Origin of the sequence: Kocuria sp. CPCC 205263 (assembly GCF_040981075.1) — a bacterium.
GTDB classification, from domain to species: Bacteria; Actinomycetota; Actinomycetes; order Actinomycetales; family Micrococcaceae; genus Kocuria; species Kocuria rosea.
Map to the genome: position 1 here is coordinate 119,524 of NZ_JAVKPV010000006.1, position 16,692 is coordinate 136,215.

Annotated in this window: 13 protein-coding genes; 3 read left to right on the forward strand and 10 right to left on the reverse strand. The window is 73.3% G+C overall.

Going from position 1 to position 16,692, the window contains the following annotated elements; all coding sequences use genetic code 11:
- Window positions 1-195 precede the first annotated feature (195 nt).
- The 3 genes from RF647_RS11240 to RF647_RS11250 all read right to left on the reverse strand — a co-directional run bounded on the left by RF647_RS11240 (window position 196) and on the right by RF647_RS11250 (window position 2,926).
- Complete coding sequence (locus tag RF647_RS11240) at window positions 196-996, reverse strand: GntR family transcriptional regulator (protein WP_368811761.1); 801 nt, start codon at window positions 994-996, stop codon at window positions 196-198.
- Window positions 993-1,994, reverse strand: coding sequence for a zinc-binding dehydrogenase (locus tag RF647_RS11245; RefSeq protein WP_368811762.1), 1,002 nt, complete (start codon window positions 1,992-1,994; stop codon window positions 993-995). The genes RF647_RS11240 and RF647_RS11245 overlap by 4 nt, the downstream gene beginning before the upstream one ends.
- Window positions 1,995-2,080: 86 nt before the next feature.
- Complete coding sequence (locus RF647_RS11250; RefSeq protein ID WP_368811763.1) at window positions 2,081-2,926, reverse strand: MSMEG_6728 family protein; 846 nt, start codon at window positions 2,924-2,926, stop codon at window positions 2,081-2,083.
- An 82-nt stretch (window positions 2,927-3,008) separates the two neighbouring features.
- Between RF647_RS11250 and RF647_RS11255 the strand changes: the two genes are divergently transcribed.
- Entirely contained in the window at window positions 3,009-4,373 is a 1,365-nt protein-coding gene (locus RF647_RS11255; RefSeq protein ID WP_368811764.1) for an MFS transporter, read from the forward strand.
- Window positions 4,374-4,564: 191 nt separating this feature from the next.
- Here the strand turns inward: RF647_RS11255 and RF647_RS11260 are convergent, their stop codons facing one another.
- The 4 genes from RF647_RS11260 to RF647_RS11275 form a co-directional block, all read right to left on the reverse strand.
- The gene (locus tag RF647_RS11260; RefSeq protein ID WP_368811765.1) at window positions 4,565-6,241 is read right to left on the reverse strand and encodes a thiamine pyrophosphate-dependent enzyme; all 1,677 of its coding nucleotides are present in this window, start codon (window positions 6,239-6,241) and stop codon (window positions 4,565-4,567) included.
- Window positions 6,242-6,524: 283 nt separating this feature from the next.
- Window positions 6,525-7,940: a sugar porter family MFS transporter gene (locus RF647_RS11265; RefSeq protein WP_368811766.1), complete on the reverse strand. Its 1,416-nt coding sequence runs from the start codon at window positions 7,938-7,940 to the stop codon at window positions 6,525-6,527.
- A gap of 188 nt (window positions 7,941-8,128) precedes the next feature.
- Window positions 8,129-9,322, reverse strand: coding sequence for an ROK family transcriptional regulator (locus RF647_RS11270; RefSeq protein ID WP_368811767.1), 1,194 nt, complete (start codon window positions 9,320-9,322; stop codon window positions 8,129-8,131).
- 105 nt (window positions 9,323-9,427) lie between these two features.
- On the reverse strand, window positions 9,428-9,760 hold the full coding sequence (locus tag RF647_RS11275; RefSeq protein WP_206064005.1) for a glutaredoxin domain-containing protein: 333 nt from the start codon (window positions 9,758-9,760) through the stop codon (window positions 9,428-9,430).
- A gap of 437 nt (window positions 9,761-10,197) precedes the next feature.
- On the opposite strand from RF647_RS11275, the gene RF647_RS11280 reads away from it, so the two are divergent.
- Window positions 10,198-11,031 (forward strand): phosphatase PAP2 family protein, encoded by an 834-nt coding sequence (locus RF647_RS11280; protein ID WP_368811768.1) that lies wholly within the window; start codon window positions 10,198-10,200, stop codon window positions 11,029-11,031.
- A gap of 189 nt (window positions 11,032-11,220) precedes the next feature.
- Here the strand turns inward: RF647_RS11280 and RF647_RS11285 are convergent, their stop codons facing one another.
- The 3 genes from RF647_RS11285 to RF647_RS11295 form a co-directional block, all read right to left on the reverse strand.
- A complete protein-coding gene (locus RF647_RS11285; RefSeq protein ID WP_368811769.1) occupies window positions 11,221-13,461 on the reverse strand; it encodes an efflux RND transporter permease subunit in 2,241 nt (746 codons plus the stop codon).
- 127 nt (window positions 13,462-13,588) lie between these two features.
- The gene (locus RF647_RS11290; protein WP_133409610.1) at window positions 13,589-13,978 is read right to left on the reverse strand and encodes a universal stress protein; all 390 of its coding nucleotides are present in this window, start codon (window positions 13,976-13,978) and stop codon (window positions 13,589-13,591) included.
- 39 nt (window positions 13,979-14,017) lie between these two features.
- Window positions 14,018-15,481, reverse strand: a complete 1,464-nt coding sequence (locus RF647_RS11295; protein ID WP_368811770.1) for an APC family permease — start codon at window positions 15,479-15,481, stop codon at window positions 14,018-14,020.
- Window positions 15,482-15,610: 129 nt separating this feature from the next.
- On the opposite strand from RF647_RS11295, the gene RF647_RS11300 reads away from it, so the two are divergent.
- Entirely contained in the window at window positions 15,611-16,690 is a 1,080-nt protein-coding gene (locus RF647_RS11300) for a nitronate monooxygenase (protein ID WP_368811771.1), read from the forward strand.
- Window positions 16,691-16,692 lie beyond the last annotated feature (2 nt).

A 16,692-nucleotide genomic window follows, 5' to 3' on the forward strand; every position in this document is an offset into this window, starting at 1 on the left:
ACGCAGGCCGCCTAGCGTCTCCCTGGTCGGCGGGAGCCCCCCGACCCCGCTCCGACCAGTACGGATGCACCCCCGGGCAGCCGTGCGGAATGCCCCGGTCCGTCGGCGGACCGGGGCATTCGACTGCTCCGCGCCCGGGGGTCCCGGGCCGCCGGCCCGGGTCCCCCGGCCTCCGGCGGCTCACCCGCCGGGCTCTCAGTACCCGGCGGCGGCGGCGGCCCAGACCTGCGCGGTGAGCTCCTCGAGGCGCTCCTCGGGCGTGCGCTGGGCGCGCAGCGCCTGGGCGACGAGCCGCTGTGCGGTGGAGGAGAGGTGCTCGCGCATGGCGCGTGCCGCCACCGCCTCGTCCCGGGCGAGCACGGCCCGGACCAGCGCGTCGTGCTCGCGCGCGAGCTCCCCGACGGGCCGCCGCGACGTGGCGGCGACGACGCCCAGGAAGGACGTGGTGGTGCGCAGCCGCTCCACGAGCTGGACGGCCTGGGCGTTGCCGGCGACGAGCAGCAGCGCCCGGTGCAGTCCCTCGTCCGCCTCGGCGGTGGCCTCGACGTCCCCGCTCCGGGCCGCCTCGTGCAGCGCCTCCCACTGGGCCCGGATCCGGTCCAGCTCCTCGGGCGCCGCGAGACGGGCGGCCCGGCGGGCGGCCGGGACCTCCAGGGCGGTGCGCACCGCGAAGATCTCGGCGACGTCGTCGGGACTGACCTCGACGATCTCGAAGCCGCGGTTGCGGTGGAACCGGATCAGCCCGGCCTCGCCCAGCCGCAGCAGGCCCTCCCGCACGGGGCTGCGGGAGACGTCCATGGCGGAGGCCAGCTGCTGCACCGAGTAGAGGCGCCCGGGCTCCATCTCGCCCGCCGTGATCGCCCGGCGCACCGCGGCCATCACCTGCACGGCGAGCGAGCTCCCGGTCGTGGCGGTGACGGACGGCAGCGCGGGGGCCGCCGCCCCGGGACGGTCGCCGGCCGGGGACCCGGCGACGGAGCGGGGTGGGGTGGTCACGGGGTGATCGTCAGCTTGATGTCCCCGGGCCGGTGCTCCTCGGCCCGCTGCATGGCCTCCGCGATCCGCTCGAGGGGGAACTCGGGCCCGAGACAGTGCTCCACATCGATCTCGCCCTCGGAGATCCGCCGCAGGGCCTCGCGGAAGGACGTCAGTCCCGGCTCGGCCTGCGCCGCCACGGAGCACTGCAACCGCAGGTTCTTGCGGAATGCCGTCCACAGCGGGACCTCGGTGTGCCCGTGCCGCTCCGGCAGGCCGAAGAAGCCGACGATGCCCCGGTCGGCGGCGAGCTCGACGGCCTGGTCGCGCAGCACGTCGTGCCCCACGGCCTCGATGACGAGGTCGGCGCCGCGGCCCCCGGTGACCTCGGCCACGGCCGCGGCGAGGTCCTCCTCCGGCACCCGCACGGGGACGGCGCCCAGCCGGCGGGCGACGTCGAGCCTGCCTGCGTCCAGGTCGGAGGCGACGACGTGCGCGAAGCCCAGTCGGCGGGCCTCCTCCACGAAGAACAGCCCGGCGGACCCCGCGCCCATCACCACGCACGTGTGCGCCCGGCGGGCAGGCGTCTCCACGGGCCAGAACTGGCGCATGGCGTAGAGGCACGTGCCGTACTGCTGGGCCATCATGAGCCGCCGCAGCTGCAGGGAGTCGTCCGGGTCCGTGCCGGCGGGCAGCTCCACGACGTGCAGGTCGTCCAGCAGCTGGAGCTCCGCGAAGCACCCGCCCATCTCGCCCTGGGGGACCGTCAGCACCAGGGTGCCCTCCGGGACGCGCTCCGAGCGGGACTCGACCACCACGCCGACCCCTTCGTGGCCGGGGTAGCCGGGACGGCGCGGGCCCTCCGCGTGGAGCAGCCCGTGGAAGGCCGCGTGCAGGTCGGATCCGCAGATCGAGGCGTGCAGCATGCGCACCACCAGCTGACCGGGTTCCCGGGCGTGCGGATCGGGCCAGTCGGTGACCGTGACGGTGCCCGTGGTGGGGACGTGGGATGCTCGCATGCGCGCCTCCTGGGGTCGGGCGCGCCGGGCGCCGGTGGGTGACATGCTACCCACGGTTTGGTGCACGGGGCGGGCGTGACGCCGGATTAAACCCGCGGGACGCCCGGATCCGCGCCGACGGCCTCGGCGGGGACCGCGAAGACGGGGCGGGGAGACTGCAGCCGGGCGGGTGCGGGCAGGTCGCGGCGCAGCACCCGGTCCCCGCGCTCGAGCTCGAGGGAGAACCCGCCGACGGCGTGGTGCACGTTCTCGCCCAGCACCGTCCGCTCCACGACCTGCTCCGGGCCGGGCGGCCCGTGCAGCAGCAGCACCGGCTCACCCTCCCGCAGCTCCTCCTCGATGCGGGCCACCGCCTGCACCCAGTGGCTCTCCCGCACGCCGTCCGGGACGCGGAAGGGCACGACGACGGCGCCGCCCGCCGCCTCGTGCGCGCCCGGCGCCAGGACCCACGCCCGCCGGCCGGGCGGCGGCTCGGCGGGTGGCGTGCGGCCCTCCGCGGGCACGGGCCACACGTAGTCCAGGCCGGCGGGGTCGCCGGGGAAGACCGCGCGGTAGAGCTCCTCGTCCTTGCGCAGCAGGTTCGACCGGTGCGAGCGGTGGAACGCCTCGTCGCCCAGCCAGGGCGGCGGCGGCGCCACGTCGTCGTCGGGAGCGCGGTCCCAGGCCTCGGGGGCGAACTCGCGGATCTGCCACCCCGTGCTGTCGGCCCCGCCGCGGGCCGTCCACTCGTCGACCATCGCGCGGCCGTAGGCCACCAGGGCGGGCACGTGCCCGGCCCACATCGCCGTGGCCGGGTGGCGGTACCACCCGTAGCCCGGTACGGTGGCCGCGCGCAGCACCTGCAGGGTCTCCACCCGCTGCTTGCCGAGCCGCTTGCGGTCGAGGACGCGGGCCGAGCGGGCGAAGTCCGGGTACGGGAGGAAGGTCTGCACCGCTCCAGTGTCCTACGGATCCGCGGCCTCCACCACCGCACCGGCCCGTGCGCCGGGGCCCGCGCGGGGGGACACTGGGGGCATGCCCCTGCCCCGCGCGCTGGAGCCGTTCCGGCTCGGCCGGTACCGTGTGCTCGCCTTCGCGATGTTCAGCAGCGTCTTCGGCGCCGGGATGTGGGCGGTGGCCCTCGTGCACCAGGTCCTGCAGCTGGACGGCACGGCCGTGGACCTCTCGGCCGTGACGGCGGTGGGCGCGCTCGGCATGCTCGTCTTCGTGCTCGTGGGCGGGATCGCGGCCGACCGCTTCCCCCTGGCCCGGGTGCTGCGCCTCGTCGAGACCGCCAACCTCCTGACGGCGGGGGCGGTCGCCGTCCTCGCCCTCGCGGACGGGCTGCGCATGGGGCACCTCGCCGCGGCGGCGTTCGTGTTCGGCGCGGGTCTCGGCTTCTTCTATCCGGCCTACTCGGCCTCGCTGCCCCGGATCCTGCCCGCCCGGCAGCTGCTCGCGGCCAACGGGGTGGAGGGCACGGCGCGCCCGCTGCTGCAGCAGGCGGCGGGACCGGCCGTGGCGGGTCTGCTCATCGGGCTGGTCGCCCCCGGCGGCGCGCTCGCCCTGATCGCGCTCTGCCACGCCGCCGCGCTCGTGCTGCTGCTGCGCCTGCACGTGCCCGGCCACGACCCCGGCGCGGACACGGAACCGGTCGCGGGGCCGACCGGGGACCCCACCGCGATGCCGGTCCCGGCGGCGGCAGCCGTGGTGCCCGCCCCGGTGCCGGGCGCGGGGGATCCGTCCCCGCCGCGGGAGGCGGTGGGCGCCCTCCGGTCCGTGCGGCAGGACCTCATGGAGGGCGTGAGCTACACGGTGCGGACCCCGTGGCTGCTGTGGACCCTGCTGTGGGCGGTGCTCGCGGTCTTCCTGCTGCTGGGCCCCCTGGAGGTCCTCGTCCCGTTCCTGGTCCGGGACCGGCTGGGCGGGGACGCCTCCACGTTCGGCTACCTGCTGGCGTGCTACGGCGGGGCCAGCGCGGTGGCCTCCCTGGTGGTCGCGTCGCTGCCCCTGCCGCGGCGCTACCTGACCTGGATGATCGTGCTGTGGGGGTTCGGGACGCTGCCCTTCGGTCTCGTCGCGACCACCGACTCGTTCTGGGTCATGGCGCTGTGCCTGGCCTTCGTGGGCGCCGGGGACGGCGCGGGCATGGTGCTGTGGGGCACGCTCCTGCAGCGCCGGGTCCCGCGCCACATGCTGGGGCGGGTCTCGAGCCTCGACTTCTTCGTCTCGATCGCCCTCATGCCGGTGTCGATGGCGGTCGCGGGACCCGTGGCCCAGGTGGTGCCCCTGCCGGTGATCTTCTGGACCGTGGCCCTGCTGACCCCGGCGCTGGGGCTGGTGGCCCTGTGGGCCGGGCGGATGCGCGAGGACGAGCTGGCGCACCCGCTGGCCGGCTGAGCGCCGCCGCGGCACCTCTCAGGGCGCAGGGACGGGGCGCGGAGGACGGGGCTTCCGAGGACCGGGGCGCCGAGGACCCGGGCGCAGTGGACCGGGACGTGCAGGACGGGGTGCGGACCGGGGGCGGGGCCGCGTCCCGACCGGACGCGGCCCCGCCCCGCTCACCGCACGGGCGGTGGACGGCCCGCGGATCAGTAGGCCTTGACGCGCTGCTCGACGATCAGGTGGATCAGGGCGAACTGCCCTTCCTCGTCGATCGCCCTCAGGGCGGCCTCGAGCGCGCCGGGGATCTCGGCGTCGGTCTCCACGCGCACCCCGAACCCGCCGAAGGCCTGGGCCATGAGGGCGAAGTCGGGGTTCTTGAGCTGGGTGCCCGAGACGCGGTCCGGGTAGTCCCGCTCCTGGTGGGTGCGGATCGTGCCGTACTCCTGGTTGTCCATCACGATGACCAAAGGGGTGGCCCCGTACTGGGCGGCGGTGGCCAGCTCCTGGCCGTTCATCAGGAACTCGCCGTCACCGGCGATGGTCACCACCCGCCGGCCGGGGTAGCGCAAAGAGGCCGCGACGGCGGAGGGCACCGAGTAGCCCATGGAGCCGTTGCGGGCGGAGATCATCGCCGCGTATCCCTTGGCGGGGAAGTAGCGGTGGGCCCAGTTGGTGTGCTCGCCGGCGCCGAAGGTGCACATGGCGTCGTCGGGCAGACCCGCCACGAGGTGGGCCATCATGGTGTCCATCCGGGCCCGGCCCCCGGACGGATCCGTGGACACGGGGGTGGAGAACTCGACCTGCTGGGCGCGCAGCCGGGCGGTCCACTCCTTCCACGCCGGCTTGGCCGGCAGGTCGATGCGCACGAGGTCGCGCACGAACACGTCGGGCTTGGCCACGATCTGGTAGGACACCGGCCCGGAGCGCCCGCGCAGGGACGGGTCGATGGTGACCAGGAAGTTCTTCTTGTCCCAGTCCTGGCGGACCAGGAACCCGTTGGTGATCACGTCCCCGGGCACCGTGCCCACGAAGACCAGCAGGTCGGTCTCCTCGAGCATCTCGAAGGTCGCCTTCGGGCGGCCGTAGCCGATCGGGCCCACGTAGGAGTCCGAGTCGAACGGGACGGTGCCCTCGGTGCGCCACTCGGCCGCGGCCGGGAGGTGGTGCTCCTCGAGCCAGTCCGTGAGGCCGGCCGCACCCTCGACGGTCCAGTCGTTGCCGCCGGTGACGAACAGGGGCTTCTCCGCGGTCGAGAGCGCGTCGCGCAGCGCCTTCCAGTCGTTGACCGTCATCCCGCCGTGGGCCACGGGAATCGGCGGGTGCAGGGTCGCGTCGATCTCGGCCCTGATGATGTCCTCGGGCAGACCCACGACCACGGGGCCGGGGCGGCCGGAGTTGGCGGCGAACATCGCCTCGGCCACGATCTCGGAGGCCCGCTCTGCGTGGTCGAGGACCATCACGCGCTTGGCCCCGGAGTCGAACCACGCGTGCGGGTCGAACTCCTGGAACGCCTCCTTGTCGCGGTGCTCGAACGGGATCAGGCCCACGAACAGCACCATCGGGGTGGAGTCCTGCCACGAGGTGTGCAGGCCCACGTGGGCGTTGGCCGCGCCGGGCCCGCGGGTCACCATCGCCACCCCGGGCACGGGTCCCATCTTGCCGTCGGCCTCGGCCATGTAGGCCGCACCGCCCTCGTGGCGGCAGACGACCGTCTCGATCGGCGAGTGGTGCAGACCGTCGAGCACGTCCAGGTAGGACTCGCCGGGCACCACGTAGGTGCGCTCGACGCCGTGCGCCATGAGCGTGTCCACGATGACGTGGCCCGCCGACTTGCGGGCAGTGGTCTGTGCGGGGGATGCGGGGTCCGCAGTGGTCTGGGTCAACGTGGGTCCTTTTCGCCGTTGAAAATGGAGCGGTGGGGCTGGGCAGGCCGGAACCGGCTCGGGGGTCCGGGCCTGGCGCAGTTCATCCGAAAATACCCGATGCGGGCGGCGATCCGTGTCCTGGCGGTCACGGAGGAGTAAAGAAGGACGCACAGCGCCCGCGGTGCCCTGTGCGCTCCCGGGCCGGGACGGGGCCCCGGGCGCCCGGGCCCGGACACGACGGCGGCGGTGGTCTCCCCCGGAGGGGGCGACCACCGCCGCCGTCGTGGCTCCTGCGCGGTGCTCAGTCCTGCATGTCCTCGAGCTCGATGCCGGTGGTCTCGCGGACCATCTTGATCGTGAAGATCAGGGAGACGAGTCCGAAGAACGCGTAGAGCCCGTACGCGACGCCCAGGGAGAAGGCCGCCAGCGCCGGGAAGGTCACGGTGACGAGCCAGTTGGCGATCCACTGCACGAACCCGGCCACGGCCAGGGCGGCGCCGCGGATCTGGTTCGGGAACATCTCGCCGAGCAGGACCCACATCATGGGGCCCCACGAGACGCCGAAGAAGACCACGAACAGGTTGGCGGCCACGAGGGCCACGGGGCCCGCGGTGGGCCCGAGCACCGGGGCGCCGTCGACCACGTTGGCCGTGGCGAACAGGACGGCCAGCGTGCCCAGGGACAGGGTCATGCCCGCCGAGCCGATGAGCAGCAGCCGGCGGCGGCCGACCTTCTCGACGAGGGCGATCGCCACGATGGTGACCACCACGTTGGTGATGGAGGTGATCACCGTGATGGTGAACGAGTCGGCCTCGGTGAAGCCCACGGACTGCCAGAGCACGTTCGAGTAGTAGAAGATCACGTTGATGCCGACGAACTGCTGCAGCGCGGCCAGGCCGATGCCGACCCAGACGATGGGCTTGAGCCCGGCGGTCCGGCCCTTGAGGTCCGACATCCGCGGCTTGTGCTCGGTGATGAGGGATTCCTTGATCAGGCGCACGCGCTCCCGCGCGGAGGCGTCCCCCTGCAGGTTCGCCAGCACCGCGTGGGCCTCGTCCGAGCGGCCCTCCACCACGAGGTACCGGGGGGACTCGGGGATCGTGAAGGCGCCGATCAGGTAGGCGAGGGCCGGGATGGCCTCGGCCATGAACATCCAGCGCCAGGCCTCGAGGCCCCACCACAGCTCCTGGGTGGAGCCGCCGGCCATGGCGGCCAGCCAGGCGTCCACGGCCAGGGAGATGAAGATGCCGAGCACGATGCCCATCTGCTGCAGCGAGCCGAGCCGCCCGCGCACGGCGGCGGGGGCGATCTCGGCGATGTAGGCCGGTGCGATGATGGACGCCACGCCCACCCCGACGCCTCCGACGACGCGCCAGAAGATCAGCCAGCCGAAGCTGTCGACCACGCCACAGCCGATGGCGCTGACGAGGAACAGCACCGCGGCGATCTTCATGACGGGGACGCGGCCCAGCCGGTCGGCGATCCGTCCGCCGAAGAAGGCGCCGGCGGCGGCACCGAGCAGCGCGGAGGCCACGGCGAAGCCCAGGGGACCCGGGCTGACGCCGAACTCCTCCTGGATGGCGGAGACCGCGCCGTTGATGACGGCGGAGTCGTAGCCGAAGAGGAAGCCGCCGAAGGCGGCGATGATGCTGATCCGGAGGACCGCCGAGGTGTTCGGGTGCTCCGCGACCGTTGGGGTCGTGGCGTCTTGGCTCATCGGACAGCTCCCTTGCTGGTGGAGAGATCGGCTGCTGGTGGAGGAAGCGGCGTGGGCTCGGGACGTGCCGTCCGCCGCACCCCGGGGCGGACGCACCCGCCGACGCCGTGGGGTTCGTGTGACGCGGTCCACACTAAAACTCAGTGCGCTGAATGTCCATTAGTCGAAGACAGGTGTCGTCCGGCGCGTCATCCTGACGGAAGGGCCCCGACGGGCAGCTCCGCGTGCTGCAGGGCGAGGATCACCGCGCCCGCCACGTGCGCCTCGATCCCCAGCCGGGCGGTCTCGATCCGCAGCTCCCGGACGCTGCCGCGGACCCCCTGGCGGGAGACGACCTCCCGCAGCGGGCCGAGCAGCAGCTCGCCGGCCCGGGCGATCTCGCCGCCGACGACCACGAGCTCCGGGTTGATGGTGTTGCACAGGTTGGCCACCGCCGTGCCGAGCAGGCGGCCGGTGTCGCCGATGACCCGCCCGCAGCCGACGTCGCCGGCGATCGCCGCGGCCACGAGGTCGGGCACGGTCAGGTCGGGCCCGTGCGTGGCGCTCAGCAGGCCGGTGATGTCCCCGGAGGACACGTAGGTCTCGAGGCACCCGCGGTTGCCGCACCGGCACACCCGGCCGTGCTCGTCCACGGTCGTGTGGCCGAGCTCCCCGGCGGACCCGGTGGCGCCGCGGAAGAGGGACCCGTTGAGGATCAGACCGGCGCCCACGCCGTGGCCGATCTTGAGGTAGGCCATGTGCTGTGCTCCGCGCCCGGCGCCCCAGGCGTGCTCGCCCAGGGCGCCCGCGTTGGCGTCGTTCTCGACGACGACGGGCAGCCCGAGCCGGCGGCCGGCCTCCTCGCGCACGTCGATCCCGCTCCACGCCGAGAGGATCGCGCTCGCACTGACCAGCCGGCCCTCGAGGTCCACGGGGGCCGGGAGGGTGAGACCCGCGGCGAGCAGACCGGACCGTGCCGTGCCGTGCTCCCGGAGGAGGGCGTCGAGGGTCCGGCCGACCAGCTCGAGGTCCTCGGCGAAGCGGTGCTCGGCGGGCAGCTCGTGACGCCGCTGGGCGAGGATCCTCTGGTTCAGGTCCGCGACGGCCACCGTGACGTGGCGGTGTCCCACGTCGATGCCGACCACGTGGCCGGCGGAGCCCGGGAAGCCGATGCGCTGACCCCGGCGGCCGGCGCCGTCCGTCTCCATGACGAGCAGGCCCGCGCCGATCAGCTGGTGCACGATGCTGGACACCGTCGAGGGCGCCAGCGCGGTGCGCCGGGAGATCTGGGCCTGGGTGAGGTGCCCGTCACGGCGCACCGTGTCGAGCACCCGGCGCTGGTTGGCGTTGCGCAGGGACGTCTGCGAACCGGGTGGAACGGGGGACCCCGCGGACTCGGACATCATCGTCCTCTTTCACCGGTGAACGTGAACAGGACTGTCATCCTAATCAGCGTTCACTTGTCGAAGACAGGGGTGGAGCGGGCCGGCGGTTCCGCCCGCCTGCTCTCAGAGGACCTTGCCGGCCTCGGCGATCAGCCCTCTGGCGGCGGCGACCTGGGCGGGGGAGGCCGCGACGAAGTGCTCGTCGCGGGTCACCACCGTGGGCACCGTGGCGTTGCCGTCGTTGAGGGACTCCACGAAGGCCAGGGCGTCCCGGTCCTCCCAGATGTTGGTCCAGGCGGCGCGCTCGGCGTCCGCTCCGAGTCCGCGCTCGAGCATGCCGCAGAACGGGCACCCGGGCCGCCAGTAGATGGCGACCCCGCCCTCCGCCACGTGCTGCACGGCCTCGGCGTGGGAGGCGGCCGGGCGGCGGCTGCGGGACTTGTCCTTCTTGAACACGGGGGCTCCTCGCGGGTCGGGCGGCAGGGTGGGAGTGGCGGCCCAGTCTATCCGGGCCGTTCCACGTCAACAGCTGTCCCTCGATGAGGGGACAGGGGCTGAAAGTGGCAAGAGGGTGGCACGAGGGCGGCGGAGGCCCGTCGTGGCGGTGTCCGTCATTGAAAACACCCGATGTGGATTGATTATCCTGCAGACGTCCGGCGTTCCACGTGAAACTCCACGGCTCCGCTCCAAAATCAGCCTTTTTCGGTTGCTGGTGCTGCCGATGTCGCGCGGGGGACGCGGAGCGTCACACAGCGGCCCCGACGGCACCGTTCCCACTAGTAAGCTTCATGATTTGTCATTCTCTGTACCGATTCGGGGAATTTTTTCCGAACTCTCTTGCGGGCCGGGCGTTCGGGGACTCCCGGAACGTGGCGTGTGTCATGGTGGTGGGCATGGCAATTCCGGCGCAGCACTCTTCCCCCCGGCCGGCCCGCTCCACCTGGTCCCTCCCCCAGCTGCACCAGTGGGTGGTCGTCCCCTTCATCGTCGTGCTCGTCACGGCGACCGTGGGGCGGCTGCTGGTGTACTCCCCGGGAGTCGCGGCACAGGAGATCGAGGTCCTGCACCAGCTCGACGCGGCGCGCCTCGGCGTCCTGGACGCGCTGGCGCTCGTCCTGCACCACGCGTTCTCCACCCCGGGGGCGTTCGCGATCATCGCCGCTCTCACCGCCTGGCTCGCCCTGGCGCGCCGGCGGCCCTGGGACGCCGCCGGCTTCGCCGTCACGGCCCTCTCCGGCTGGGCCGCGGTCGGGATGGTGAAGGTCGCCGTCGGCCGCCCCCGGCCGGACAGCACGGCGTTCCCGGAACCCCTGGTCCTCGTGGACGGCCTCACGTCCTTCCCCTCCGGGCACGCGGGTGCCGCCCTGGCCATCGCGGCGGCGTTCTGCCTCGCGATGCGCCGGTCGAGGTCCGCCTCCACCGTCCTCGTCGCGGGACTGGGCGCGGCCGTGCTCGTCGGGCTGTCCCGTCTCTACCTAGGCGTGCACTACCCCCTCGACGTCCTCGCCTCGTTCCCCATCGCGTGGGCGGGCCTGGCCGTGGGGTGCGGTCTCGCCAACCACCTGGTGCCCGCGCTCGCCTACGGTTTCGGCTGGCAGCAGGAGGACGCGGCGTGGCACGACGTCGAGCAGGTGCCCGCCGCCGAGGAGAGCCCCGCGGAGGACGCTCGTCCGGACACGGCACGGGTGCCGGTCGTGGCCCGGCGGACGGACCACCACGCCGCCTGACGCGCCGCCTGACACACCGCCCGCACCGTTCGGGACCAGCGTGGGCCGTGCGGGCCCGGCGCCGGCGCGCCCGCGGTCCCGGGAGACCCGGATCCCGCGCGGCCGTCGAGAGCCCGGGTCCGGGGGGTCACCGGGACACCGCCGGACGCGGCCCGCCCGCGGCCGTGGCTCCGGGCGCCCCGCCGGGTCTCAGGGCTCGATCCGCCGGTGGAAGGGCCACCAGATGGCCCGGCCGATGTCGTAGGTCAGGGCCGGCACCAGCAGCGACCGGACGATCAGCGCGTCCAGGAGCACGCCGAATGCCACGATGAACGCCAGCTGCACCAGGAACATGATCGGGATGACGGCCAGCGCCGCGAACGTGGCCGCGAGCACGATGCCGGCCGAGGTGATCACCCCGCCGGTGAGGGTGAGCCCCCGGAGGATGCCCGCCCGGGTGCCGTGGACCAGCGACTCCTCCCGCACCCGGGACATCAGGAAGATGTTGTAGTCGATGCCCAGCGCCACGAGGAAGACGAAGCCGAAAAGCGGGACCGAGGGGTCCGCACCGGGCAGGTCCAGGATGTTGTTGAACACGAGGGCGGAGACGCCCAGGGCCGTGAAGAACGAGACCACGGTGGTGAGGATCAGCAGCACCGGGGCCAGGACGGAGCGCAGCAGCAGCATGAGGATCAGGGTGATGACCATGAGAATCACCGGGATGATCAGCGTGCGGTCGGCGATCGAGGTCTCGTTGGTGTCGATGTTCGTCGCCGTGGTGCCGCCCACGAGGATCTCCGCGTCCGCCGCGCGCAGGTTCTCGCGCAGCTCCCGGACGGTCTGCTCGGCCTCGGGGGAGTCGGCGGCGTCGGACAGCGTGGCCTGGATCTGGTAGAGGCCCTGGGCCTCCGTCGGCTCGGCCCCGGCGAAGGGCCCGGCCGGGGGCGGGGCGTCCTTCCCGAGGGGCAGGGTGCCGGTCGGGGAGTCGTTGGCGACGGCGACGACGCCGGCCACCCCCTCCGTGCCCTCGACCGCCTCGACCGCGGCGTCCAGGGAGCCGGTCGGGACCAGCAGGACCGCGGGGCTGCCGGAGCCGCCGGGGAAGTGCTGGGCCAGGGCCTCCTGGCCGTCCCGCGCCTGGGACTCGCCGAGCACGAGCTCGCTCTGCTCCACGCCCGAGGCCTCGAACTGAGTGCTGAACCCGGCGAGGGCGAGGAGCACCACAGTGGTCAGCACCCAGATCGCCCGCGGGGCGCGGGCCACGAACCGGGCCACCGAGGCCCACACGCCCCGGCCCTCGACGGTCGGGCGGGTGCCCGCCCCGTGCTCGACCACGCGCACCCGCTCTGCGCCCGAGGCGTCGTAGCGGGGCCGGAACGGCCAGAAGGCCCCCCGTCCCGTGGCGTAGAGGACCGCGGGCAGGAAGGTCAGGGCCGCCAGGACGGACATCACGATGCCGACGGAGGCCACCGGGCCCAGGGCCTTGTTCGAGGCGAGGTCCGAGAGCAGCAGGCACAGCAGGCCCGCGATGACGGTGGCGCCGGAGGCGACGATCGGCTCGACCGAGCCCTTGAGGGCCGCCCGGGTGGCCTCCGCCCGTCCCCGGTGGTGCAGGAGGGCGTCCCGGTACCGCGCCGTGTACAGCAACGAGTAGTCGGTGGCGGCGCCGACCACGAGGATGAACAGGATGCCCTGCACCTGGCCGCTGATGGTCACGAGCTCGTTGGCCGCCAGCCAGTACACGACCAGGATGGCGGCGCTGAGGGCGAAGACCGAGGTCAGCAGCACCAGGACGGGCAGCACGGGGGAGCGGTAGACCACGAGGAGGATCACGAACACCACGGCCAGCGCCACTCCCAGCAGGATCCCGTCGATGCCCTCGAAGCCGGCCACGAGATCGGCCGTGAACCCGGCGGGGCCCGTCACGTAGCTCTGCAGGCCCTCCGGCCGGTCCGCCTCGAACCGGTCCGCGAGCGCCTCGACGTCGTCGACGACCTCGCCGTCGGGCAGGGGGACGACGAGCTGGAAGGCCTCCCCGTCCTCGGACGGGATCAGCGGCGAGGTCTGTCCCTCGGCCAGACCGCTCTCCTGCACCGCCGCGGCGGCGTCCTCGGCCCACGCCCGGTCGGCGGCGCTCAGCCCGCCCTCCCGGGCGAGGAGGACGATCGCGGGGATCGCCTCGGAGTCCCGGAACTCGCCCAGCAGCCGGGTGACCTGCGTGGACTCGGTGGACTCGGGTAGGAAGCTGGACTGGTCGTTGGTGGAGACCTCGGAGATCTTCCCGAAGTACGGCCCGCCCACGCCGGCCACCGCGAGCCACCCGACGATCAGCAGCGCCGGCAGCAGGATCCGCAACAGCGTGGTCCAGCGGGAGCGTCGCGGGGGTGCGGGGGACCCGGGGGCCTCGGCCCACGGGGCGGGACGGGACGCGGTGGGGGCCGGGGTGGTCATGGCGTGCCTTTCACGAGCGGCAGGATCAGGTCGGAGCCGCGGCGACCGACGGACCCCACCGCGGGACCGGAGGCGCCGGGGTCTGGGACCAGACTAATATTTCGAAAACAGAAATAAAATCCCGGGCTCAGTCGTAGACGGCCTTGACGCACAGCACCGGGCAGGGGCTCTCGAGCAGGACGCGCTGGGCGGTGCTCGCCATGATGATCTTGCCCACGGGGGAGCGGCGCCGGATGCCCAGCACGATGAGCTCGGCCCCGTGGTCGCGGGCGGTGTCGAGGATGACGTCGGCGGGGTCGCTGTCGTGGTCGGGCTCCCGCAGCTCGTAGCGCACTCCGGCACGGGCGAGCTTCTCCCGCTCCACGTCGATGTCGGCCTCGACCTCCGGCGGCTGGTGGCGCCTCGGCCGCGGCTGCACCACCACCAGGTCGGTGCCGCGGCGCTCTGCCTCGAGGATGGCGGCGTCCAGCGCCGCGTGTCCGGGGGCGGTGGGCATGTATCCGACGACGACGGTCACGGGTTCTCCTGGGGTAGCGGCACGGTGGTTCGGAACGGGTCAGGGACCGCGGTGGGGGTCCTGGTCCGCGGGCTCGTCCTCCATGCGGGCGAGGGCCTCCGGGTGCTCGAACCGCACCTTGCGGCCGAGGAACAGGCGGTCGTAGACGAAGTTGACGATCCACAGGCCGAGCCCGATCAGCAGCAGGACCACGGCGATCTGGTACTCGATGAGGTCCTGTGCCCAGGGCCCCACGAGATAGGCGCAGGTAATCGCGCCCAGGTAGGGCAGGACCCGGGGGGCGTGGAAGTAGTCGTGGGTGGGGCTGTGGTCCTTGCGCAGGATGATCGCCGCGACGTTGACGATGGTGAACACGCCCAGGAGGAGGAGGGCCGTGGTGCCGCCGAGGGCGCTCGCCGTGCCGCTGCCGAGGATGTTGTTGATGACGACGATCAGCGCCATGGCGAGGAGGCTCGTGAACACGATGGCCGACCACGGGGTGCGCCGGCCCTGCAGGACGTGGCCCAGGAAGTCCGGCAGCACGCCCTGGCGGGCCATGCCGTAGAGCAGCCGGGAGGCCATGAGCATGTTGATCAGGGCGGTGTTGGCCACGGCGAAGATCGTCAGGAACGGGTAGATCGTGTCGATGGGGATGTTGGGGGCGCCGATCCGGACCATGTCCAGCAGCGGCGTGGTCGACTCCCCGAGCACGCCGATGGGGACGACCGCCACGGTGAAGATCGAGACCAGGATGTAGACCACGCCCGTCAGGCCGAGGCCGAAGAGCATCACGCGCGGGAAGTCGCGGCTGGGGTTCTTGGTCTCCTCGACCATGTTGACGGAGTCCTCGAAGCCCACGAAGGAGAAGAACGCGAGCGAGGTCACCGCGGTGAGGGCCAGGAAGATGCCCTTGTCCTCGGAGGTCTCGAAGATCATGGTCTGGCTGAAGTCGGCCCGGCCCTGGAAGGACGCCCAGAACCCCACGAGGATGACGATGAGCAGGCCGGTGAGCTCGATCGACGTCAGCACCACGTTGAAGACCAGGCCCTCGGTGACCCCGCGGATGTTGATGGCGGCGAGGATCGCGATGAAGCTGACCGCGATCACGGTGATCCCGGTGGTGCCCACCTCCAGCCCGAAGCCGCGGGCGAAGTTCGAGGCCACGGCCGAGGCCGCCGTCGAGGCGGAGGTCAGGCCCGAGCTGAGCACCGCGAACGTCACGAGGAAGGTGATGAAGTGGATGCCGAAGGCCTTGTGCGTGTACAGCGCGGCGCCCGAGGCGCCGGGGTACTTGGTCACGAGCTCGAGGTAGGAGAAGGCCGTGATGGTCGCCACGAGGAACGCCACGAGGATCGGGGCCCACGCGGCGCCGCCGATCTCTCCGGCGATGTTCCCGGTGAGGGCGTACACCCCGGTGCCGAGGATGTCGCCCACGATGAACAGCAGCAGCAGGCCGGGGCCCATGACGCGCTTGAGCTCCGGCTGAGGGCGGGACCGGGTCCCGGATTCGGCTGACTGGGCCATCGGATGCCTCGAATCGGTGGTGACGGGCTGGCGGGCCCCGGCAGGCGGTGACCGTGGCCACAGCCTATGCCACGCCCCGCGCCCGGCCCAGGTGGTGACGGGGAGCCGCCGTGTTCCTAACCTGGGACCATGACGAGCACAGCACCCCGCATCCGGCTGACCGATCTCCGCCTCCCCTTCCTGGGCGCCCCGATGGCCGGCGGGCCCTCGACCCCGGCGCTGGCCGCGGCCGTCACGGCCGCCGGCGGACTGGGCTTCCTGGCCGCCGGCAACCGTCCCGCGGCGGGTGTCCGCGCGGACGTCGAGGAGGTCCGGGCGCGCACGGACGGCCCGTTCGGGGTGAACCTGTTCGTCCCGCAGGCGGCGAACACCGCGGCCCCCGGGACGGCGGTCGACCCCGCCGTGCACCGGTCGGTCGCGGCCTACCGGGAGGCGCTGGGAGACACGGCCCGCCGGTACGGGGTGGAGCTGCCGGACACGGACCCCGCCGACGACGACGGGTGGGCCGCCAAGCTCGAGCTCGTCGAGGCGCTGCGGGTCCCGGTCGTCTCGTTCACCTTCGGGCTCCCCGCGGCCTCCGTGCTGGAGCGGCTCGCGGCGGTGGGCACCACGACGTCCGTCACGGTGACCTCGGTCCCGGAGGCCCAGGCCGCCGTGCGGGCCGGCGCCCACCTGCTGACGGTCCAGGGCCCGGCGGCCGGCGGGCACCGGGGCACCCACCGCGCGGAGGACGTCCCGGGCGAGGAGCCCCTGGTGGAGCTCGTCGCCGCGGTCCGCGCCGCCGTGGACGTCCCGCTCGTGGCCGCGGGCGGCATCGCCTCCGCGGCGGACGCGGACGCGGTCCTGGCCGCCGGGGCGGACGCCGTGCAGGTCGGCACGCTGCTGCTGCGCACGCACGAGGCGGGGACGTCCGCCGCGTACCGGGAGGCCCTCGGCTCGGGCCGCTACACGGAGACAGCCGTGACCCGCGCGTTCTCGGGACGGCTGGCGCGCGGGGTGCGCAACGGTTTCCTCGACCGCTTCACGAATATGGCCCCAGCGGCATATCCTCAGGTCAACCAGATGACCAAGCCCATCCGGGCGGCCGCGGCGCAGGCCGGGGACCCCGAGGCCATCGCCCTGTGGGCCGGTCCGCAGTTCGCGGCCGCACAGGAGGTCCCCGCCGCCGAGGTGGTGCGCGGCATCGTCCGCGCACCGACCGGTCCCTGACG

Bases quoted from the DNA above. Each gene is read 5' to 3' on its own strand.
- RF647_RS11245 (WP_368811762.1), bottom strand. From the start codon at position 1,994: ATGCGAGCATCCCACGTCCCCACCACGGGCACCGTCACGGTCACCGAC.
- RF647_RS11255 (WP_368811764.1), top strand. From the start codon at position 3,009: ATGCCCCTGCCCCGCGCGCTGGAGCCGTTCCGGCTCGGCCGGTACCGT.
- RF647_RS11265 (WP_368811766.1), bottom strand. From the start codon at position 7,940: ATGAGCCAAGACGCCACGACCCCAACGGTCGCGGAGCACCCGAACACC.
- RF647_RS11270 (WP_368811767.1), bottom strand. From the start codon at position 9,322: ATGTCCGAGTCCGCGGGGTCCCCCGTTCCACCCGGTTCGCAGACGTCC.
- RF647_RS11280 (WP_368811768.1), top strand. From the start codon at position 10,198: ATGGCAATTCCGGCGCAGCACTCTTCCCCCCGGCCGGCCCGCTCCACC.
- RF647_RS11285 (WP_368811769.1), bottom strand. From the start codon at position 13,461: ATGACCACCCCGGCCCCCACCGCGTCCCGTCCCGCCCCGTGGGCCGAG.
- RF647_RS11295 (WP_368811770.1), bottom strand. From the start codon at position 15,481: ATGGCCCAGTCAGCCGAATCCGGGACCCGGTCCCGCCCTCAGCCGGAG.
- RF647_RS11300 (WP_368811771.1), top strand. From the start codon at position 15,611: ATGACGAGCACAGCACCCCGCATCCGGCTGACCGATCTCCGCCTCCCC.